This is a genomic window from Paenibacillus sp. S02 (genome assembly GCF_019454065.1).
Lineage (GTDB): Bacteria > Bacillota > Bacilli > Paenibacillales > Paenibacillaceae > Paenibacillus > Paenibacillus polymyxa_B.
In genome coordinates this window covers 5,619,633-5,638,250 of record NZ_CP073682.1, presented here as the reverse complement: position 1 = coordinate 5,638,250, position 18,618 = coordinate 5,619,633, and the positions used below count along the sequence as shown (strand labels likewise).

Annotated in this window: 18 protein-coding genes; 14 read left to right on the top strand and 4 right to left on the bottom strand. The window is 47.0% G+C overall.

Annotated elements, in window-relative coordinates:
- Window positions 1–23 precede the first annotated feature (23 nt).
- Window positions 24–494, bottom strand: a complete 471-nt coding sequence (locus KAI36_RS25080) for an AbrB/MazE/SpoVT family DNA-binding domain-containing protein (protein WP_220026297.1) — start codon at window positions 492–494, stop codon at window positions 24–26.
- A gap of 234 nt (window positions 495–728) precedes the next feature.
- Between KAI36_RS25080 and KAI36_RS25075 the strand changes: the two genes are divergently transcribed.
- Complete coding sequence (locus KAI36_RS25075; protein ID WP_220026296.1) at window positions 729–3,680, top strand: glycoside hydrolase family 3 protein; 2,952 nt, start codon at window positions 729–731, stop codon at window positions 3,678–3,680.
- A 66-nt stretch (window positions 3,681–3,746) separates the two neighbouring features.
- Complete coding sequence (locus KAI36_RS25070; RefSeq protein ID WP_025720321.1) at window positions 3,747–4,244, top strand: Rrf2 family transcriptional regulator; 498 nt, start codon at window positions 3,747–3,749, stop codon at window positions 4,242–4,244.
- 87 nt (window positions 4,245–4,331) lie between these two features.
- On the opposite strand, the gene KAI36_RS25065 is transcribed toward KAI36_RS25070, so the two are convergent.
- Window positions 4,332–5,423 carry a GGDEF domain-containing protein gene (locus tag KAI36_RS25065; protein ID WP_025720322.1) on the bottom strand — a complete coding sequence of 364 codons (1,092 nt, stop codon included), beginning with the start codon at window positions 5,421–5,423 and terminating at the stop codon, window positions 4,332–4,334.
- Window positions 5,424–5,647: 224 nt separating this feature from the next.
- Here KAI36_RS25065 and KAI36_RS25060 point away from each other — a divergent pair, with 224 nt between their 5' ends.
- The 4 genes from KAI36_RS25060 to KAI36_RS25045 are packed head-to-tail and all read left to right on the top strand — an operon-like array spanning window position 5,648 to window position 10,778.
- The gene (locus KAI36_RS25060) at window positions 5,648–7,282 is read left to right on the top strand and encodes a spore germination protein (RefSeq protein WP_220026295.1); all 1,635 of its coding nucleotides are present in this window, start codon (window positions 5,648–5,650) and stop codon (window positions 7,280–7,282) included.
- Complete coding sequence (locus KAI36_RS25055; RefSeq protein WP_258382223.1) at window positions 7,260–8,501, top strand: Ger(x)C family spore germination protein; 1,242 nt, start codon at window positions 7,260–7,262, stop codon at window positions 8,499–8,501. The genes KAI36_RS25060 and KAI36_RS25055 overlap by 23 nt, the downstream gene beginning before the upstream one ends.
- 25 nt (window positions 8,502–8,526) lie before the next feature.
- Window positions 8,527–9,636 carry a GerAB/ArcD/ProY family transporter gene (locus KAI36_RS25050; RefSeq protein ID WP_025720329.1) on the top strand — a complete coding sequence of 370 codons (1,110 nt, stop codon included), beginning with the start codon at window positions 8,527–8,529 and terminating at the stop codon, window positions 9,634–9,636.
- Complete coding sequence (locus KAI36_RS25045) at window positions 9,633–10,778, top strand: GerAB/ArcD/ProY family transporter (protein WP_025720332.1); 1,146 nt, start codon at window positions 9,633–9,635, stop codon at window positions 10,776–10,778. The genes KAI36_RS25050 and KAI36_RS25045 overlap by 4 nt, the downstream gene beginning before the upstream one ends.
- Here the strand turns inward: KAI36_RS25045 and KAI36_RS27765 are convergent.
- Entirely contained in the window at window positions 10,668–10,997 is a 330-nt protein-coding gene (locus KAI36_RS27765) for a YczF family membrane protein (RefSeq protein WP_071558103.1), read from the bottom strand. The genes KAI36_RS25045 and KAI36_RS27765 overlap by 111 nt on opposite strands.
- Before the next feature lie 184 nt (window positions 10,998–11,181).
- Here KAI36_RS27765 and KAI36_RS25040 point away from each other — a divergent pair, with 184 nt between their 5' ends.
- The 7 genes from KAI36_RS25040 (at window position 11,182) to KAI36_RS25015 (ending at window position 16,486) form a co-directional block, all read left to right on the top strand.
- Entirely contained in the window at window positions 11,182–11,577 is a 396-nt protein-coding gene (locus KAI36_RS25040) for a Fur family transcriptional regulator (RefSeq protein ID WP_025720334.1), read from the top strand.
- Window positions 11,553–12,392 (top strand): response regulator transcription factor, encoded by an 840-nt coding sequence (locus KAI36_RS25035; RefSeq protein ID WP_025720336.1) that lies wholly within the window; start codon window positions 11,553–11,555, stop codon window positions 12,390–12,392. Before KAI36_RS25040 ends, KAI36_RS25035 begins: the two co-directional genes overlap by 25 nt.
- 10 nt (window positions 12,393–12,402) lie before the next feature.
- Entirely contained in the window at window positions 12,403–12,528 is a 126-nt protein-coding gene (locus KAI36_RS27515) for a hypothetical protein (RefSeq protein WP_256703601.1), read from the top strand.
- Between the two features lie 10 nt (window positions 12,529–12,538).
- A complete protein-coding gene (locus KAI36_RS25030) occupies window positions 12,539–12,952 on the top strand; it encodes a BlaI/MecI/CopY family transcriptional regulator (RefSeq protein ID WP_023990807.1) in 414 nt (137 codons plus the stop codon).
- Window positions 12,953–12,955: 3 nt separating this feature from the next.
- Window positions 12,956–13,816 (top strand): M56 family metallopeptidase, encoded by an 861-nt coding sequence (locus KAI36_RS25025; protein WP_220026294.1) that lies wholly within the window; start codon window positions 12,956–12,958, stop codon window positions 13,814–13,816.
- 119 nt (window positions 13,817–13,935) lie between these two features.
- Window positions 13,936–14,343, top strand: a complete 408-nt coding sequence (locus KAI36_RS25020; protein WP_028540751.1) for a DoxX family protein — start codon at window positions 13,936–13,938, stop codon at window positions 14,341–14,343.
- A 154-nt stretch (window positions 14,344–14,497) separates the two neighbouring features.
- A complete protein-coding gene (locus KAI36_RS25015; RefSeq protein ID WP_220026293.1) occupies window positions 14,498–16,486 on the top strand; it encodes a methyl-accepting chemotaxis protein in 1,989 nt (662 codons plus the stop codon).
- Between the two features lie 94 nt (window positions 16,487–16,580).
- Here the strand turns inward: KAI36_RS25015 and KAI36_RS25010 are convergent, their stop codons facing one another.
- The gene (locus tag KAI36_RS25010; protein ID WP_258296554.1) at window positions 16,581–17,561 is read right to left on the bottom strand and encodes a DMT family transporter; all 981 of its coding nucleotides are present in this window, start codon (window positions 17,559–17,561) and stop codon (window positions 16,581–16,583) included.
- Between the two features lie 181 nt (window positions 17,562–17,742).
- Between KAI36_RS25010 and KAI36_RS25005 the strand changes: the two genes are divergently transcribed.
- Complete coding sequence (locus tag KAI36_RS25005) at window positions 17,743–18,600, top strand: LysR family transcriptional regulator (RefSeq protein ID WP_025720347.1); 858 nt, start codon at window positions 17,743–17,745, stop codon at window positions 18,598–18,600.
- The last annotated feature ends 18 nt before the right edge of the window (window positions 18,601–18,618 follow it).

The following is an 18,618-nucleotide window of genomic DNA, read 5'->3' as shown; positions in this document are numbered from 1 at the left end:
TTGGGATATTGTTTTGAGAAGTTTTAGAGTAGCTTTTTCAACTGGGACACCCGGCCTTGGGAAATATCTAGCATTTCGGCATACACTTTTTGTGGCAGGTTCGGGTGTTCCTGAATCAGCTTGCGTAGCTTTTTTACCATTTCACCTTGCTGCACTCTAGATTGCTTGGGCTGCCAGGTTGTGTTGGTTCGGGTCGGCTTGGAATGTTCTTGAGCCTGGATAGCATCGGTGCTTGTGGCATGCACATTTTCATCGTTCTTTAATATCTGGATGCACTCTGCGCAAATAAAGCTGTCCCGAAAATAAGTTAAATGATCCACCGCGCCGCAAAATTTGCAGGAGACACCCGTGTATTTTCTTAATACAAATCCTTCTTCATCTACGAAAAATTCAAGTGAATCACCGATATTGATATCCATTGTGGTGCGCATTTCCTTAGGGAGTACGATCCGCCCCAATTGATCCAGAGGCCTTGTCATTCCGGTATTTTTCATTAGCTCTTCCTCCTTCAATGATATATCCTGATTATACCAAAAAATATTATTTTTAGCTTTGTATATTGAAGGTAAAATACAACTTTTTTTGTCTTTATGCTGTGGTCTCTCTTTCATCCAGTATAGGATGTTTTCGGTATTGTTGCCGGGGTACTCCTTTTTAGCTATGATATATTAAAACGCTTTCATGAAAGTACTTTTTATCATCTTAATTAAGCTAAGGAGATGACGGATATGAGTCATGAAACAACGGGTATCGAATATTTATTTCAAGATCCGAAGATTCATCTGGATGAGCGTGTACGGGATCTCGTTTCGCGACTAACCTTGGAGGAAAAGGTTGAATCCATGTTGCAATACCAGCCGGCCATTGACCGATTGGGAGTCGCAGCTTACAAGCACGGTACGGAAGCGGCACACGGGATAGCGTGGTTAGGTGAGGCGACTTCATTTCCTCAGCCTGTAGGATTGGCATGTACTTGGGATACGGAATTAATGCGCCAAATCGGCTCTGTTATCGCAGATGAGGCACGTGTTTACTATCGCCGTGATCCCAAATTAAACGGTCTGACCCTGTGGGCACCTACGGTGGATATGGAGCGTGACCCGAGATGGGGACGCAATGAGGAAGCTTACGGCGAAGATCCGTATTTGACGGGAGAGTTGTCAAAGGAGTTAGTCAAGGGGATACAGGGGGATCATCCGGTATATTTGAAAGCGGTTGCCACTTTAAAACATTTTCTGGGTAACAACAATGAAGTGGATCGGGGAAGTGGCTCCTCCAGTATAGACCCACGAAACCTGCGAGAATATTACCTAAGAGCCTTTGAGAAGCCTTTTACAGAAGGCGGAGCCCAGTCGATGATGACTTCTTACAACCTGATTAATGGAACGCCCGCTACGTTATATCATGGGGTTAACGATATTGTCAGGGGCGAATGGGGGATGGACGGCTTTGTCGTAAGTGATGCGGGTGATGTCATGGGGATTGTCAACGATCATCAGTATTACGATTCCCATACGCCTGGCGTGGCCGAATCTATTCGGGCGGGAATTGACAGCATTACAGATGATGCGGAACTCTCCAAACAGGCGATTCGTGAAGCCTTGGCGCAAGGAACGCTACAAGAAGAAGACTTGGATCGGGCATTGTTCCATACGTTCCGTGTCCGTTTTCGTTTGGGGGAATTTGATCCGGCGGCAGACAATCCTTATGCCTCAATCGGAGAGGAAGCTCTCCTGACAGAGCAAGCCCGTGAATTGTCGTTGCGTGCGGCGAGGGAGCAGATCGTATTGCTTAAAAATGAGCATGAACTCTTGCCTTTGAACCCTGCCCGGTGCGGCAAAGTAGCGGTCATTGGTACGCATGGCAATGAGGTGTACCGCGACTGGTATTCCGGTACGCTGCCCTACCGGGTTACACCGCTGGAGGCGATTCGTGCCAAACTGGAAGGTGAGGACGCAAAGGAACGCGTCGTGTACCGTGATGCCAAGAATCGCGTGACCTTGACGGCGGCGAATGATGGAGCGAAGCTCGCAGTTGATTCTTCTGGTGAGATGCGCCTATCCCAGGATGGAGAGCCCACGGTATTGACCATGACGGATTGGGGCTATGGCAGTGTGACGTTACATGATGAGCATCTGGGTACTTACGTGACGAGTGATGAGGAAACGCTCCGTGTGACAGCTGATGAAGCGTATGGCTGGTATGTCAAAGAGGTCTTTGGGCTGACTCCTGTTGGACAAGGAGAGCATCTGTGGACAACATGGAATGGCAAACCAGTGATTGCCGGAACGGAGGGCTCATTAAAGGTAGGGGAGGCTGAAAAATCTGCACTTAACGCTGTAGAAAGTAACGCCCCGACAGCCTCGACAGTTTCAGGACAGAGCCAAACATTCCAGGTAGAGACGGTGTCAGATGGTTTAGCGGAAGCGATAGCCGCTGCGCAAGCGGCAGATACAGCAATTGTATTTGTTGGAAATCACCCGCTCATCAATGGAAAGGAAGAGAATGACCGCCCAGGCTTGGAACTGCCAGCTTCCCAGCAACGGCTTATCGAGGAAGTGTATCGCGTCAATCCGAATACGATTGTGGTTCTGACGGGCAGCTATCCATTTGCCATCCCTTGGGTTCAGGAGCATATTCCAGCGATCGTATACACGTCTCATGCGGGACAAGAGCAGGGTACAGCAATAGCGGATGTGTTATTTGGAGACTACGCGCCAGCGGGGCGTTTGAACATGACCTGGGTTCAGAGCGAGGATCAATTAGGCGACATCAAAGATTACGATATTATTCGTGGTGGTCGTACCTATCAATATTTTGAAGGTGAATCCTTGTATCCGTTTGGCCATGGATTGACGTATTCGCCTTTTGAATATAATGACCTGCGTACGGATGCCCCAAAGGATAGCGTAAAATCTATTGCTGCACTGGATGCCGTGGATACGCTCCAGGTGTGGGTAGAGGTGACAAATAGGGGCGTAGCTGCTGGTGAAGAGGTTGTACAACTCTATGTACGGCCTGGTGCCTCACGAGTAAAGCGACCATTGAAGACATTGTGCGGTTTTCAACGTATTCGCTTAGAGGCAGGTGAGACGCGAACGGTTTCCTTTACGATTCGGATGAAGGATTGGGCGATTTGGGATGTTACACGGGATTGCTATTGCGTTGAATCGGGCGAATATACACTGCTGGCAGGCGCTTCCTCAGCGGATATCCGGTTAGAGCACCCTGTGTACGTTCGTGGCGAAGTTATTCCACCACGCCAAGCCGGACGAAGTATCCGCGCTGAAAACTTTGATGATTGCTCCGACATCGTACTGGATGAAAGCAAGGAGCAAAGGGAGGCCTGTGTACGTCCGCGCACACCTCAACGTTCCGGTTGGATTGCCTTTCATGGCGTAGACATCGATGCGGTGAGTGTGGTCGAGCTTCAGTGCCGCGTGTCAGGCAACAGTAGCGATGCTACAATTGAGCTGCGTTTGGATGCACCGGACAGCGAAGCTGTGGCACGTGTGAACGTGGGCAATACAGGAGGGGCGCAAGCATGGGTTACGCTTTCGGAAGCGGTACATTCAGTCTCTGGCACACGCGATGTATACCTGTTGTTGAGCGGGGAAGTGCGGCTAGCTCATTTTACATTGGGCGCTAATGCTACAGAGGATTCCGGCTTTCAGGCTTGAACTTACTTCTGACATCACGTACAATGCATTCAACGAAGTTTCTACAGCTTAGGGGTGTCATCTCATTTGAATAGTGAAAAACGACTACGCACCGCAACGCCCAAGTGGCTTGGGGTGGCGGTAAAGGCGCTTGTCTATTTGGAAAAGCACGGAGAACTCTGTGCCAGCGGTTCTATTGCCCGTTCCATTGACTGCGAAGTCACTTTGGTGCGCAGGGTGCTGACGCGACTTGTACAGGCAGATTTGATTGCAGCACGCGAAGGTCGTGAGGGAGGCTATGTGCTTACCCGTTCGGCCGACCATATTACACTTGCCGATATATACCACGCCATTGAAATATGTGATCCGATTTTCCCGGGTATGATGCATGAACCGGAAACCAATCCTTTTTGTGAGGAGTTGGCGATAGCCGTATCCGAAATTTTAGCCGAGAGCGAACGACGTATGCTGGAAGTATGGGGGTCCCATACGCTGGCTTCGCTTGCCAATCGTACATCACTCGTGGTGGGAAAATGCAATCATAATGAAGATAAGGATGCCAAGTCTCCTTCCCAGAGGGATTAACACATTTTCATTCAAAATGATAATAGCCGATACGACTCTCAAGAGAGGGTTGTATCGGCTATTTCTATGAAATGGTCATGTCTCAAATTATATTTCATATGAGCAAACCCGGTTACGTCCTGCATTTTTAGCTTCGTATAGTGCTTTATCTGCCTGCTCTAACAGGGCTGCCCCGGACATATCTTCCCCGGTACCAGGAAAAGTCGTCACGCCGATGGACACCGTGACCTTGAGAACAAGACCGTCCGCTAAAATAAACTCGTGCTGATTTACTCCACTAAGAATTTGATTAGCTATGCGCAACGCTTGCCGAAAAGCACAATTCGGCAAAAGCACGGTGAATTCTTCCCCTCCGCTGCGGGTGACTACATCATTAGGACGACATTTTTCCATTAAAATCTGCCCAAGCTGGCGCAGCACTGCATCTCCTGCCGCATGCCCATAGGTGTCGTTGACTTCCTTGAAGTGATCAATATCCAACACCAGTACAGATAAGTGCTCATGACGTTGGCGAGCTTGAGGGAGCTTCTCTTCCAATGAGAACTCAAGCTGTCTTCTGTTGCTTAAATTAGTGAGATGGTCTGTGTAGGAGGTATGCTCCAGACGAAGTAATAGCTCATTGGATGTGTTGATAGATTCAGCAATGAGATACAGCAGACACCCGCCGACCATGGAAATGAAGAATTGGAGTGGATAAACGTGCAGAACATCATCAACATTTTTCAAATTAATCGTAAGGGAACAGAATATAATGCCCAAAGCAAAAACGTTCATAATGATCAGCTTGGGTAAACGTGACCAGGACAGATGTGACAGCAAAGCGCACCCCAGGCCAACGAGCATCATAAAAATAGCGCCTACAATGGCTTGAGTGTTGATACCAAACAGTAATAATCTACCTACACATATAAACAGGGTAGCCATGAGTGCTGCTGGGGCGCCGATGTACGTTGCGGTAGCTACGATGGCCAAATGACGAAGATCAGCAATCGTATTAAATCCTACTGGAATTGAATAGTACATCATAACAATGCCATAGCACCCAAAAAGGGCGCCTCCGATCCAATGTATCTTACGCTTCAAGGTGTGCAAACGGATTTTATATCTTTGTGATATGAGGCCAGTTATGTACAAAAAGGTGACAAGGATACAGGTATTTACAAAAAACGTACTGAACAAGATGCTAACCCTCCCGAGAGGCATATTTCTTCATTTTATCAAAAAAACTGACATTAAGCTTGAAAATGAAGAATTTATTGAAATTTATTACGCTAATGCGCTTATAACGTTTCGTTCACGTGTTTGGTGCATAACTGGGAATAGATTGAGCATACTCCAAAGATACAAGAATAAGGAAAAATGGGCGGTATCTATTGCTGCCTTACTGGAGATGAGGTTTGCTCATGATTCGCTATCCCTATCGCAAACATAATAAAAAGTCGGGTGCGGACAAGAATAATGAAAATTCTTCACGTTCTTTAAAGATCGAGGCTCATGTGGATACCAACTTGCAGCAAATTAAGGAGTCGACGTCAAACAGCCCAGACTTCTTGATTCGTCGTTTTAATGTCGGACTAAAGGCGGATGTGCCCGCCGCTATTGTATTTCTAGATAGTATGGTCAAGACGGATACGGTGAATGAACTCGTCATGAAATCATTGCTTAGCCGCCCATCTGCCGAGGTGGCTGCTGAGGTGGAAAGTGCAGAAGAGCTTTACAATCAAATACAGGCTCACGCGCTGGAACTGGGTGAAGTGAAGGAGTGCGATGATTGGAATTCCATGATGGAACAACTCTTGATGGGAGATACGATCATTTTACTGGAAGGCTGTATAAAAACCATCGCATGCGGCACACGTGGAGGAGAGACGCGGGCGGTTAACGAGCCCTCCACACAGTCTGTCGTCCAGGGGCCGAAGGACGGATTTGTGGAATCCCTGTTCACGAACATCTCTCTTGTACGTCGGCGGATTAAAAGCTCCGATCTTACGATGGAGATGTTCAAAGTGGGAAGTACGTCCCTCACGAATGTGGCCATACTATATATGAAGAATATTGCAGATTCAAGTGTTGTAGATGAAGTTCGCGAACGGATAAAAGCCATCAATATTGACGCCATATTTGAGTCAGGCATGGTAGAAGAGATGATACAGGATCAAAATCTCACACCATTTCCGACAATTTACAACTCAGAAAGACCAGATACAATTAGCAGCAACATTATGGAGGGTCGGGTGGCACTCATTGTGGATGGAAATCCATTTGTACTGGTGATGCCTACTGTATTTGCTCAATTTTTTCAAAGTTCTTCCGATTATTCGGAACGTTACGACATGGCGACTGTCGTCCGACTCATCCGATATATCAGCTTTATTATTCTGATTTTGGGGCCTTCTCTCTACATCGCTTTAACCACTTATCATTATGAAATGATACCAACCCCACTGCTCATCAGCATACTAGCGCAGCGGGAATCCGTTCCTTTTCCGGCATTTCTGGAGGCGTTTATTCTGGAAATCACCTTTGAAATCTTGCGAGAAGCAGGTATTCGAATGCCCCGTGTGGGCGGACAAACGGTATCCGTTATCGGTGCGCTTGTATTGGGACAAGCGGCTGTGGAGGCTGGAATTGTCACTCCGCTGCTCACGATTGTAGTAGCGCTGACGGGGATTGCCAGCTACGCGATTCCGACATATAACATGGCGGTAGCCGGGAGACTGTTCCGGTTTGTTTTTATGGTGCTGGCTGCATTTATGGGACTGTATGGCATTACATTGGGGCTCATTGCGCTGATCGCTCATATGAACAGCCTTCGCTCCTTTGGGGTGCCCTACATGGCCCCTTTCAGTCCTTTTGTGCTGGAGAGTCAAAAGGATGCCGTATTGCGAATGCCGTTTTGGATGATGCGGAAACGTCCTAAAAGTATTACATCAACGAATCAGACACGAATGAAGGATGGAAGCGGGATTTCCCCTTCCGATAAAACTTCACCGATGCGGGAGGGGGGCGCTCAGGGTGCATCTGGAGAAGGGGAGTGAACGAAGCGCAGTAACCTTTAAATGGAGAATATGGGTGCTGAGTTTGGTGGGGCTACTAGTCATGCCGCTTCTCTCTGGCTGCTGGGATTCAGTGGAGTTGAACCAGCGGGCAGTAGTCGCGGCTATAGGCATTGATGCGGATGGGGAATCGGATTATGAGGTTTCCCTACAGATTATCGTAGCGGATGAAATTGCCGGGGCTAAGGCCCGAGGAAATACCCCAGTCGTGCTGTATCAGCAAAAGGGAAGCAACCTTTTTCAAGTAATTCGCAAAGCTTCACAGAAGATTCCGCGGGTAGTTTCTCTGGCCCATGCGAGGATTGTCGTTTTTGGAGAAAAGCTGGCTCGACGTGGTATCGGGGATACGTTGGATTATTTGGAAAGGGCTGCGGAGCCCCGACTAACGATGAAAATGCTGGTAGCACGCGGTGAAACGGCCAAGAACGTACTGGCATCCATGACTGCAATCGGTCGTATTCCTGCTAATGATATCTCGGGTAAGCTGGAAGCGTCCCAGCGTATGTACGCCGGGGATTACGCAGTGAGTCTAGACGATGTTATCCGGAGTATGTCCAATAAAGGTAGTGGCCCTGTCCTTACTGGTGTAGAAGTAGAAGGTAATTTGGAGCAGGCCCGCCTTAAGGCTAACGTGGATAGTATTTTGCCCGAAGCGATTGTTAGCATCAAGGGTATGGGAGTGTTCCAGAAGGATCGTCTCATCCAATGGCTGGACGATGACCAAGCGTTGGGACTATCTATGGTGAATAACAAGGTGAAAAGTGCTGAAACCGCGTTGAGCTGCGGCAAAAAAGGTGAAATCATTGGAATCGAAACCTTGTATTCTAAAACTCATGTACACAGTCTGATCGAGCAAGGGAAGCCGGTTTTTGTTATTAATTTGGAGCAGACCGGGACGATTCAGGAAGCCGAGTGCTCGATTGATTTAAAAAGTCCAGAGGTTATGTATAGCTTGCAGAAACAGTGGGGAGAGGAAACAAAAAAAGTGATTACTTCAACGGTTAAGGAGGTTCAGCGTAGCCGTAGTGATGTACTCGGCCTAGGCCATGCACTGGAGAAAAGCCATCCTGAACAGTGGAAAAAACTCTCACCTGAATGGAACCGCTATTTTGCAGAAAGCACCGTTCGTGTTCAGGTGACTTCGGTACTGAAGCATACACAGTCACGGACTAACCCTTATTCGAAGGGAGAGTCCAATTAGTGAAATCGGGAAAGGAGGGAAGGCATTGAAAAAGATACAAATCGACGCAAAAGAGATGATTTCCCTGATGATGCTGTTTGAGTTGGGGACGTCCATGATGTCTATTCCCGGAAGAGATGCGGGCAAGGATGCGTGGATTGCTATTCTTATCGCCACAGGTTTGGGAGCCCTACTTTTTCTATGCTACGGCAGCCTTCACCGCCACTTTCCCGACCTGCTCATGACACAGTACTGCAAGGTGCTCCTAGGCAAAACTGCTGGGAGCGTGCTTGCCTTTTTATATATTGTGTTTTTTCTTTACGGCGGAGCACGCGATCTTCGAGATACTGGAATACTGATTGCCGATCGGACATTACAGCATACGCCGTTAACTATCGTCTGTGTCCTGATGATTGGTCTTGTCATGTATGTGATGCATTTGGGAATTGAGGTCGCAGGCCGGACGGGACTTATGCTGTTATTCTTGCTGCTGCTGCTGGGCTGCGCTACGAATATCATGATTTTATTGTCAGGTATTGTTCATATGAGCAATATATTTCCTATTGCCCAGCATGGCTGGCAGCCGATATGGGAGGTTGTCTATTCACAAGCCTTGATGTTGCCATACGGTGAGATGGTCACGTTTGCGATGATCCTTCCCACATTAAAGAAAAGCTACCGTGCCAACGGGGTTGGGATCACCGCTGTATTGTTGGGAGGCGCGATCCTGTCTTTTGTTACACTGTCAAATGTGGTTGTGCTTGGGGAGGACGTATTCAAACGGGCCACTTACCCGCTGCTTTCTATGATCAGCAAGGTCGAAATATCAGATTTCGTCGATAGAGTGGATGTAATTGGGGTCATGACTGTCATTATTTTTGATTTTTTTAAAATTTTTATTTTCTATTATGCAGCGGTTAAGGCTGCTGAAGATGTATTGCGTGTTTCGTACCATAAACTGATCCTGCCGTTTGGGCTTATCATGCTTGTTTCTTGCGTGTTGATGACCCAAGGTTATCAAGAACATCTTGCAACAGGCGAGTTTGTACTGAAATGGATGTTTCCGGTATTTGCTGTGTTTTTTCCTTTCTTGTTGCTTATGGTGTCATGGCTGAAAAAGATCCGCAACAAAAAAAGAAAGGGGTATGCCTCGTGAGTCATCGTCTTGAAAACAAAACATACATCAGCACCGGACAACTGCTCATTCTTATGTTTCATTTTCTGATTGGGAACGCAGTCACCATTAATATGGATAGTTATATGCAGCGGGACACATGGATTATTCAACTCGTTGCTATGATTCTGGGTATGGTATTGTTCCGAATGTACTGCTACACAGCTGAAACGTTCCCTGGTAAGCCTCTCACAACCTATGCTAGCGAATTGGTCGGTCATACATGTGGAACAGTCATGGGAGTATTATATATTTTGTTTTTTTTATTTCTAACAGGTGGGAATTTGCGCGATGAGACAGAGCTGATTCGTATTTCCGTACTGGAGCAAACGCCCAACCTGGTCGTTGCCTTCCTTATGGTTTTGTGCGTAATGTATGTCCTTTGGTTAGGATTTGAAGTATTAGCTCGAACAGGACAAATAATGCTTATTGCAGTGGTGACCGTCATTTTTGTGGGGAATGTACTGTTGATTTTATCGGACAGCATTCATTTGCATGAGCTGACGCCGGTGATGGAGCATGGCTTTAAATCTGTGCTTCATTCAGCCATTCGGGAACATTTGGCATTTCCATACGCAGAAATGATTTGTTTTATGATGTTCGTGCCCCATTTGGAAAAAACGTCGCAGATGGCCAGAACAGGCTATGCGGGCATTATCGTAGGTGGTCTCGTTTTAGCTGAAGCCGCAATACTAAATGTGGCTGTTATGGGCACTGACATTGCACAGCGCTCCATCTTTCCTTTACTCAGCACATTTGGGAATGTACAGTTTTCAGAATATTTACAGCGTCTGGATGTGATTGTTCTGATGACGATGATTATCGGCGATTTTTTTAAAATTGCCCTGTTCTTCTATGCTGCGGTGCTCGGGATCTCCGATATTTTTAACCTCCCCTACCGGAAAACACTGCTTTTTGTCGGGATCATTGTCTTACTGTGGTCACAGGTACAAACACCCAGCATGATTGAGCACCTTGCTTTTGGACGATTATCGTTTATTTATATTCATCCGTTATTTGTTTACATCTTTCCCTTGCTGCTCTTTTTGGCCGCTCTTTTGCATCGAAGCAGAGTTAGAACCCGAGGAAGAAGCGGAAACTTTCAGAAAACGGGACCATCGTGAAAAAAGGAAGCGAAATCCGTACTCAATTTGTTTTTTTGCCACGGTCACAAAGAATACGAGCAGCATTCCTGACAAGACGATATATTCGGATGGACGCATAGTACTAAAAGCCAATGCCATGGGCTCCCATGGGGTATGAGTACCGAATAGCCAGTTCACTAGCAGATTGGTGCCGAGCATAAGTATCATAAAGAGGGTGAATATCCATAGTATTTTCATAAAATATTCCTCCGATGTGTATGGGCTGAGATGTACCATGTATACATTGTGTTGCAAAGCCGTTCAATTTATCCGATCCCATTGACTTGAAATAAATTAAGATTTATACTTATTCTAAATTGATCTTTATTGTGATTGTAAGTTTGTAATTAATATAATCTGCGTTGGTTAAGGGAGATGCGGTATGAGAACTTTAAATTTAACTTCGCAGCGCCAAGCGGTATATGATGTGGTTCGTGAAGCCCACGATCATCCTACTGCGGCCGATGTTATGAATCGGTTGATGGAGCGCGGATATAATCTGGCCTATGGAACAGTATATAATTCCCTACGTTATTTGACGGATAAGGAACTAATCCGTGAATTGAAGTTGGGGGAAGCTGCTAGTCGTTATGATGGACGGATGGACGATCATCAGCATATTATTTGTCAGGTATGCGGCCGAGTAGATGAAGTGATGAGTGAAGTCCCACATGATTGGATTGACACGGTTGCGCATGAAACGGGGTATAATATAGCCCATGCCCATGTCGTATTCGGAGGAGTGTGTAAGGAATGTCAAAGCAAGCGAATCAAATAACGAATCGTTTCAAAGTGGCTGACATGCCTAGACGGGTGAAGGGCAGTTGGACATCGATGTTAGCAGCTCCCTCTACACCTACGGTGCAGACTGTTCCTTCCAATGAGCCTTTGTATTGTCCGACTACACGTCGTATCATTCTGATCAGTTCGGTACCGGGTGTAGTTCATGGGTTGGTGCGTACGTTGTCAGATGCGTGTTTTGATGTGATGGTTTTTCATCGCTGGGAGCCTGAAGTGCAGCGTCATCTGGGAAGCGATCTGTTGATTTACGATTTGACCGCCACCGAACCACAGAGTGAATTACTGGATATCCGCAATCGTCTCGAGGTAGAACATATGAAAGACACACCGGTTATGTATGTGGTTCAGGATCGGGTGTCTGTACATGCGCATGAGCTGCTCCCTTCAGAAGAGGTGCTGGTGTGGCCGCTGGCTTCCAATCATATGGTGCATGACATTGAACGGATGATTGTACGCCATCCTGCAACTTCCCGTCAGGCCGCGCAAGCCAGCCGTCGTACGGTATTCAAGGACATCTGGATTGACCGAGATAAAATGCTGGTATATAAAGAAGAGAGTCAATTGAATCTGACTAAAACAGAATACGATTTGCTGCTGAAGCTGATTGATGCTCAAGGCAAAGTGATCTCCCGCGAGCAAATGATGCACGATATCTGGGAGACGGATTTTGTAGGAGGCAGCAACGTTGTAGATGTGCATGTCAAAAGTTTGCGCAAGAAGCTGGATGATCGACCTGCGGAACCTGAATATATTGCAACCGTAAGAGGTGTAGGATACAGATTGGCAGATTGAACTAAAAGCTATGAATACCGATGAATTTCCGCCGGATGGAGACATTCGGCGGTTTGTATATGATTCCATGAAGAAACTGACATTAGGTGTGACGGTTGACTTTATCCGGATATATACACTACAATCGGTAGTGTGAGGTGCTTCTTATGAAACGACTGAATTTTAAAGCTGGCGAAACCGGGCTTAACCGATTTTTCGGACCTCTGGAAGCCAAAATTATGGATATTTTATGGTCCACTTCGGATCGGAGTATCAAAGAAGTGCAGACCGCGTTGGAGGGGGATCGGGACTTTAACTTCAATACGGTAATGACCGTGATGAACCGTTTAGTGGAAAAGGGAATACTGAGTAAGAGTATACGTGGGAGAACGTCCTTATATCGTCCAGTATTAAGCAGGGATGAGTTCATGGATGAGCAATCCAAGGGACTGAGTCACGAATTGGTGGATGAATTTGGTCCGCTTGCTGTCAATCATATGATTGATGCTCTGGAGGTGGCCGATCCGAAGTTGATCGAACGTCTGGAACAAAAAATTAAACAATGGAAAAAGGATATGTAGACGATGTGGAAAACACGTTCTAAATTACTGTTTACAGCAGGCGCCTTGATTTCGGGTTTCGCCCTTATACAGATGGGTATGTACGCCGGGCAGCATGTTTTCGGCTGGAAATTGAATTATAACGTGTTTCAAATATGCAGAAGCTTGTTGCAACACTACGGAATCGGCTACATGGTGGATGCGCTCAGCGGGCTGGTTCTCGTTACCTTCACTATCGCCGGAGGAGAAGCAGTCAGACAGTGTATGGCTACCAGGGCAGCTTTTCGCAGACTGCACCGAATGCGTGACCTGGCGCTGACCGAAGCACTGGGTGAGCGATATCGTGAACTCGGGATCGATCGGATATGGGTCATTGATTATGCCAAGCCAGCCGCCTTCACCATGGGATTATGGAAGCCACGTATTGTATTGTCCTCTGCACTATTGTCCGTACTGGACAAGCACGAGGAAGAAGCGGTCATATACCATGAAGCCTATCATATGAAACATTATGATCCGTTGAAGACCTGGTTGCTGCAAGTGTGTGCTAAACAGCTATTTTACTTGCCGGTGCTGCGTCACATTACCAATCATTATAAGACGGCCCGTGAAATTTTGGCTGATAACGAAGCGATTCATCGAGCTGGTTCACCAGTTGGGATTGGGAGCGCATTGCTCAAGCTTCTGAGTATGACGCCTGCCAATACTCGCCTGGTAAACTCCGCCGCTTGTTCCTCGTTTGCAGAAACGTCCATTAATTATCGTATCTCACGTATTTTAGACCCTCAGCAAGAACCTGTCATTCAAATGCCTTGGCGTTCGATTATGTTTTCCAGCTATGTGCTAGTGATGCTGACACTTATGTTCGCACTGGCGCTAATCTAGTTGGACAAGAAATGTTTCCTACGGGTGGCGCCTTTCGCGCTCCCGATTCTCGATGTGCATTACACTACACTATGTAGTTTGTTACAGAATTTTTATACAACTTAAAAGGAGATGAGCAAATGAATCAAACGCTTATGAATATTGGATTGTTGTTGGTACGAATCTTTACAGGGGTTATTTTTATCGTTCACGGTGCACAAAAGTTTCAGGGATTAGACGGAACCTCTGGTTTCTTCCAAAGCATCGGACTCCCTGGTTGGATGGCTCCTGTGGTCGCCACGGTTGAGCTGGTTGGGGGTATTGCACTGGTTCTGGGTATCGGAACACGACTGGCTGGGGCGGCATTGACCATCGTTATGATCGGTGTATTGCTAACCGCTAAAAAAGGACAGCCTTTTGGCTCGATTGAATTTGATCTGCTGATTCTGTTCACCAGCCTTCAGCAAGCGCTTGTCGGTGGACGTTTTCTGGCAGTGGATCAGTTATTTGGCCGTAAAAAGGCTGAAAACAGTAACGTACAGGTCTAAATGTTCATATAACCGCGTCCTTAGTCTCATAGGGCGCGGTTTTTGTTTTTCTCCTTTGTGAAATTTTATTGTAAATCATTTGTTACTTTCAACCGATATAACTAACACTGAATGTAATTCAAATATATCGTTTTATGAGCAAAGGGGAAAAAACATGGGAACAACGCGAAAGAGAAAAACTATATGGACACTCAGGAACAAGCTAAGTTTAGGCTTTTTGCTTGTTTTGCTGATTCCGAGCTTAAGTATTTCCATTGCGACCTATAAATCATCATATAATGCTATGGAAAAACAGCTCTACAGCAGTGCAAATCAGGGTGTAGCGACGGCTAACTCGATTATTGAATACGCAATCGCCAGTAAAATTAAAGATGCGAAGTATTTGGCGGAGCGTCTGGACGCCTCAATGATAGATGGTCGAAACAGCCCATTGATTCAGCCCAAACTGATTCAATACAAGGGCTTGCACGAAGATGCGACGGATATTTTTGTTGGAACACCGGACGGGCTGATGATTCGGGGGGTGCCCAAGGAGGACGAAGGGACATTTGATCCTCGCACACGGCCATGGTACATCGAAGCGATGAAGCAACCCGGTAAGGTAGCGATCACCCCTGTTATCATCAATTCATCGGGTATTCCTGTTGTGGTGGTATCTCAGACGCTTTCCGACCAGTCCGGGGTTATCGGGATTTCTCTAAATCTGGAAAGTGTACGCAAACTGGCCTCCATCAAAGTCGGCCAGGAGGGGTATATCATCATTTTGGATCATACGAAAAAATTTGTAGTCCACCCTACGGCTAAGCCGGGTACATCTCTTGATGCAAGCTTTATAAATGATATGTATGCTGCGCAGAGCGGGCAGTATACATATGTGTATGAAGGCCAAGAGAAGTACCTGAACTATGTAACGAATAAAGATACCGGCTGGAAAATAGCAGGTACCTTCTATCAATCCGAGATTAGTGATGCCACCGCTGCCATGCGTTATGTAACCATTTTTGTGTTGGCTGCCTCATTGGTGATTGCGCTTATCGCGATTTTCCTGATCACCCGTTCTGTTCTGGTACCGATTCGTAAGCTGCAAAAATCAGCTGAACGAATCAGTGAAGGAGATTTGACGGGCGATTTGGAAACTGGAAAAACGGATGAGGTAGGCGAATTGTCTTCTCACTTCCAAACTATGGTCGATAGTTTGCGCACGATGATTCGAAGCGTACACGAAACGACAGATCGGGTAAGTTCTTCAGCGGAGGAGCTGGCTGCGGGTGCAGATCAGACGACCCAAGCGATTGAGCATGTCACCATTGCTATCCAGGAAGTAGCTGTGGGCAGCGAACGTCAGGTGCAGAGCGTCAAGCACGGTTCTGTACATATGGAGGAGCTTGCTCAGCAAGCAGCGAACGTATCCGAGCGTATGGTGGGCGTATCTGAACATGTGAAGATGAACGCCGAGTCGGCTCAGGAAGGTAGCAAGGCTGCTACGCAGGCTGTACAGAAGATGCATGACATCGACGAGACCGTTAACGATCTCGGACAGGCCATGGACTCCCTCAATGAGCGCTCCGGTGAAATCGTGAATATTATCAGCGTTATATCCGGTATCGCTAAACAGACCAATCTGTTAGCTCTGAATGCGTCCATAGAGGCCGCACGCGCTGGGGATCATGGTAAGGGATTTGCCGTGGTCGCTACGGAGGTGCGTAAGCTAGCTGAGGAATCAGCGAAGTCGGCTACTTTGATCTCGGAGCGCATTGAAGCGATGCAGGTGGATATGAATCATGCTCTGGGTGCTATGCATCAAGCGCGGACACGGGTGACGGAAGGCATTGATTCGGTAACCACGTCTGAGCAATCCTTTGCGGAAATCAGCCAAGCCGTGGAACGAGCTATGGAGCATATCAATGACATTACCGGAGTGACTCAGGAAATGGCACGGGGGACTGTAGGTGTCGTAGATATTATGAGCGATATTTCCCACATTTCGGACGAGGCAGCGAGCAACACCGAGTCGATCTCAGCGGCAGCTGAGCAACAGCTCGCTTCTATCGAGGAAATTGCTTCATCTACAGCGGACCTGAGCCAAATGGCAGAGGAGCTACGCGAACTGGTTGGACGGTTTCAGGTTGAAGGAAAATCTTAAAATAATAAAAAGCGCCCGGATACAGGAGATTGTACTCTGTATCCAGGCGCTTTTTAATGTCTTTAGCATAATTTTTGGTTTGCAGGGTTAGAAGTTAACGTTGGAAGGACTTGCGGCGATCCAGACGGAAACTGACATCCCGTGAGCTGTCGGAAGGACGCAGCGAACTTCTCTGAAACATATTGTTCAGAATCAGTGCGAAAATGACTAGCACTGTCCCATATAGTTCAAAACGGCTAATAGCATAACCTTGGAAGTACATGAGTACCAGCGTGGTAATCGGTACAAAGTTAATAAATAGAATTCCGTTCAGTGGAGACAGCTTTCGGATTCCGGCATTCCAGCTAAGCAGGGCAGCTAGCCCTGGAAGCAGGATCATAAAGCTCATTTCGTATTTAACTGACCACACAGCCTGCCAGTCCGGCACCACAACCCAGTTGAAAGCAGAGGCAAATGTGACGACTACGAAGGAGACGAGAGTTCCGAGCAGGCAGGTTAGGGTTGAATACCGAAGAGTAGACCATCCTGCAAAATGGCTGCCTCCCATGGAATATACGACCCATCCGACGACGCCTACGAAAATAAGCAGCAGCGGCAGTAAATGTTGTCCGGCAAGTGTGAAAAAGGTCCATTTTCCGTTCGTGATCACAAGTAAAGCCCCAGCCAGCGCAATCACCATGCTGATTAGTGTATATTTCGGAGGCATTTTCCGGGTCATGATCCACACCATCGCAATGGAAATCATCGGCATTAGCACTTCCATTATAGAGGCTACCAGAGTACCTGCTGCCCCCATCGCGTGCTGTCCTTGGAAAACGGCCATATTATAAATGGTGAATCCCATGGTTCCGAAGAATAACAACGTCTTGCCCTTGCCCTCAAAGCGAAATGCTGTCCGTCCCTCTTTGAGCCACAATAGCACGACTAAAATGAGTGTAACCGATAAATAGCGCAAAAATGAAAAGTACAGTGGATTGATGTGTTGTAATGCAATGTGCGAAACCGGAAACATCGCTCCCCAGGACATACTGGCGATTAGGCATAATAAAGATCCGGTCATGATTTGTCTGTTCATGGTGTACAAAAGCTCCTCCTTGCCGGTCTCAGCGGACATATCTTATGGACACATCATAAAGGATAGGAAGCTGTTGGTAAAATGATTGAAAATAAACATTATGATCATTTAAAATGATAATAAGTGACAAGGCGCGTCAATTTTGATGGCCCCTTGTCCTTCACAATAAGGGGGAGCAGTAGTGGATCTGAACGATTTAAACATTTTCCAGACGGTGGCTGCGCATGGCAGTGTCAGCAAGGCTGCAGCCGAGCTTAGCTATGTCCAGTCCAATGTAACGGCCAGAATCAAGCTGCTCGAAAAGGAACTGCAAACGCCTTTATTTAATAGACATAAGCGGGGAATGATCCTCAATGCCGAGGGCAAGCGTCTGCTGCAATATACGAAAAGCATTTTATCGCAATTCGAGGAAATGAAACATGCGTTTCAGAATACCTCTGCACCTTCGGGGGTGCTGGAGATTGGCATTGTGGAGACTGTCATTGCCCTCCCGGCCATTTTACATGCTTACTATAGCAAGTACCCGGATGTCGAGTTGTCCCTCAAGGCAGGGGTTACAGAGTCTCTAGTGCAGGAGGTCGCAGAAATGCGGCTGGATGGAGCTTTTGTGACCGGGCCGGTTAAGCATCCGCTCATTGAACAGTTTGATGTATTTCAGGAAAAACTGGTCCTCGTATCCCAAGGAGATGACTTTTCTGTTGAGGATCTTACAACCCGTCCACTCCTGCTGTATAAAAAAGGTTGCGGCTACCGGGGACGGCTGGAAACTTGGCTCAAGATGGAGGGGATTATTCCCAAGCAGATTATGGAGTTTGGGACATTTGAGACAATTATCGGCAGCGTGGCGGCTGGTATTGGAATGACTGTTTTTCCCGAATCTTCGATCAGCGGGCTGGTGGGTCAAGGCCTTGTATGCGGTCATGCGATGCCTGAGCCGTACAATGAAGTAACAACGGTGTTTATCCGGCGTAAGGAAGCCTTTGTTACCAGTACTTTGCAGTCTTTTATAGATGAGATTATCACTCAGACAGAGGCGTAGCTTTATCGCTTGGGCTCG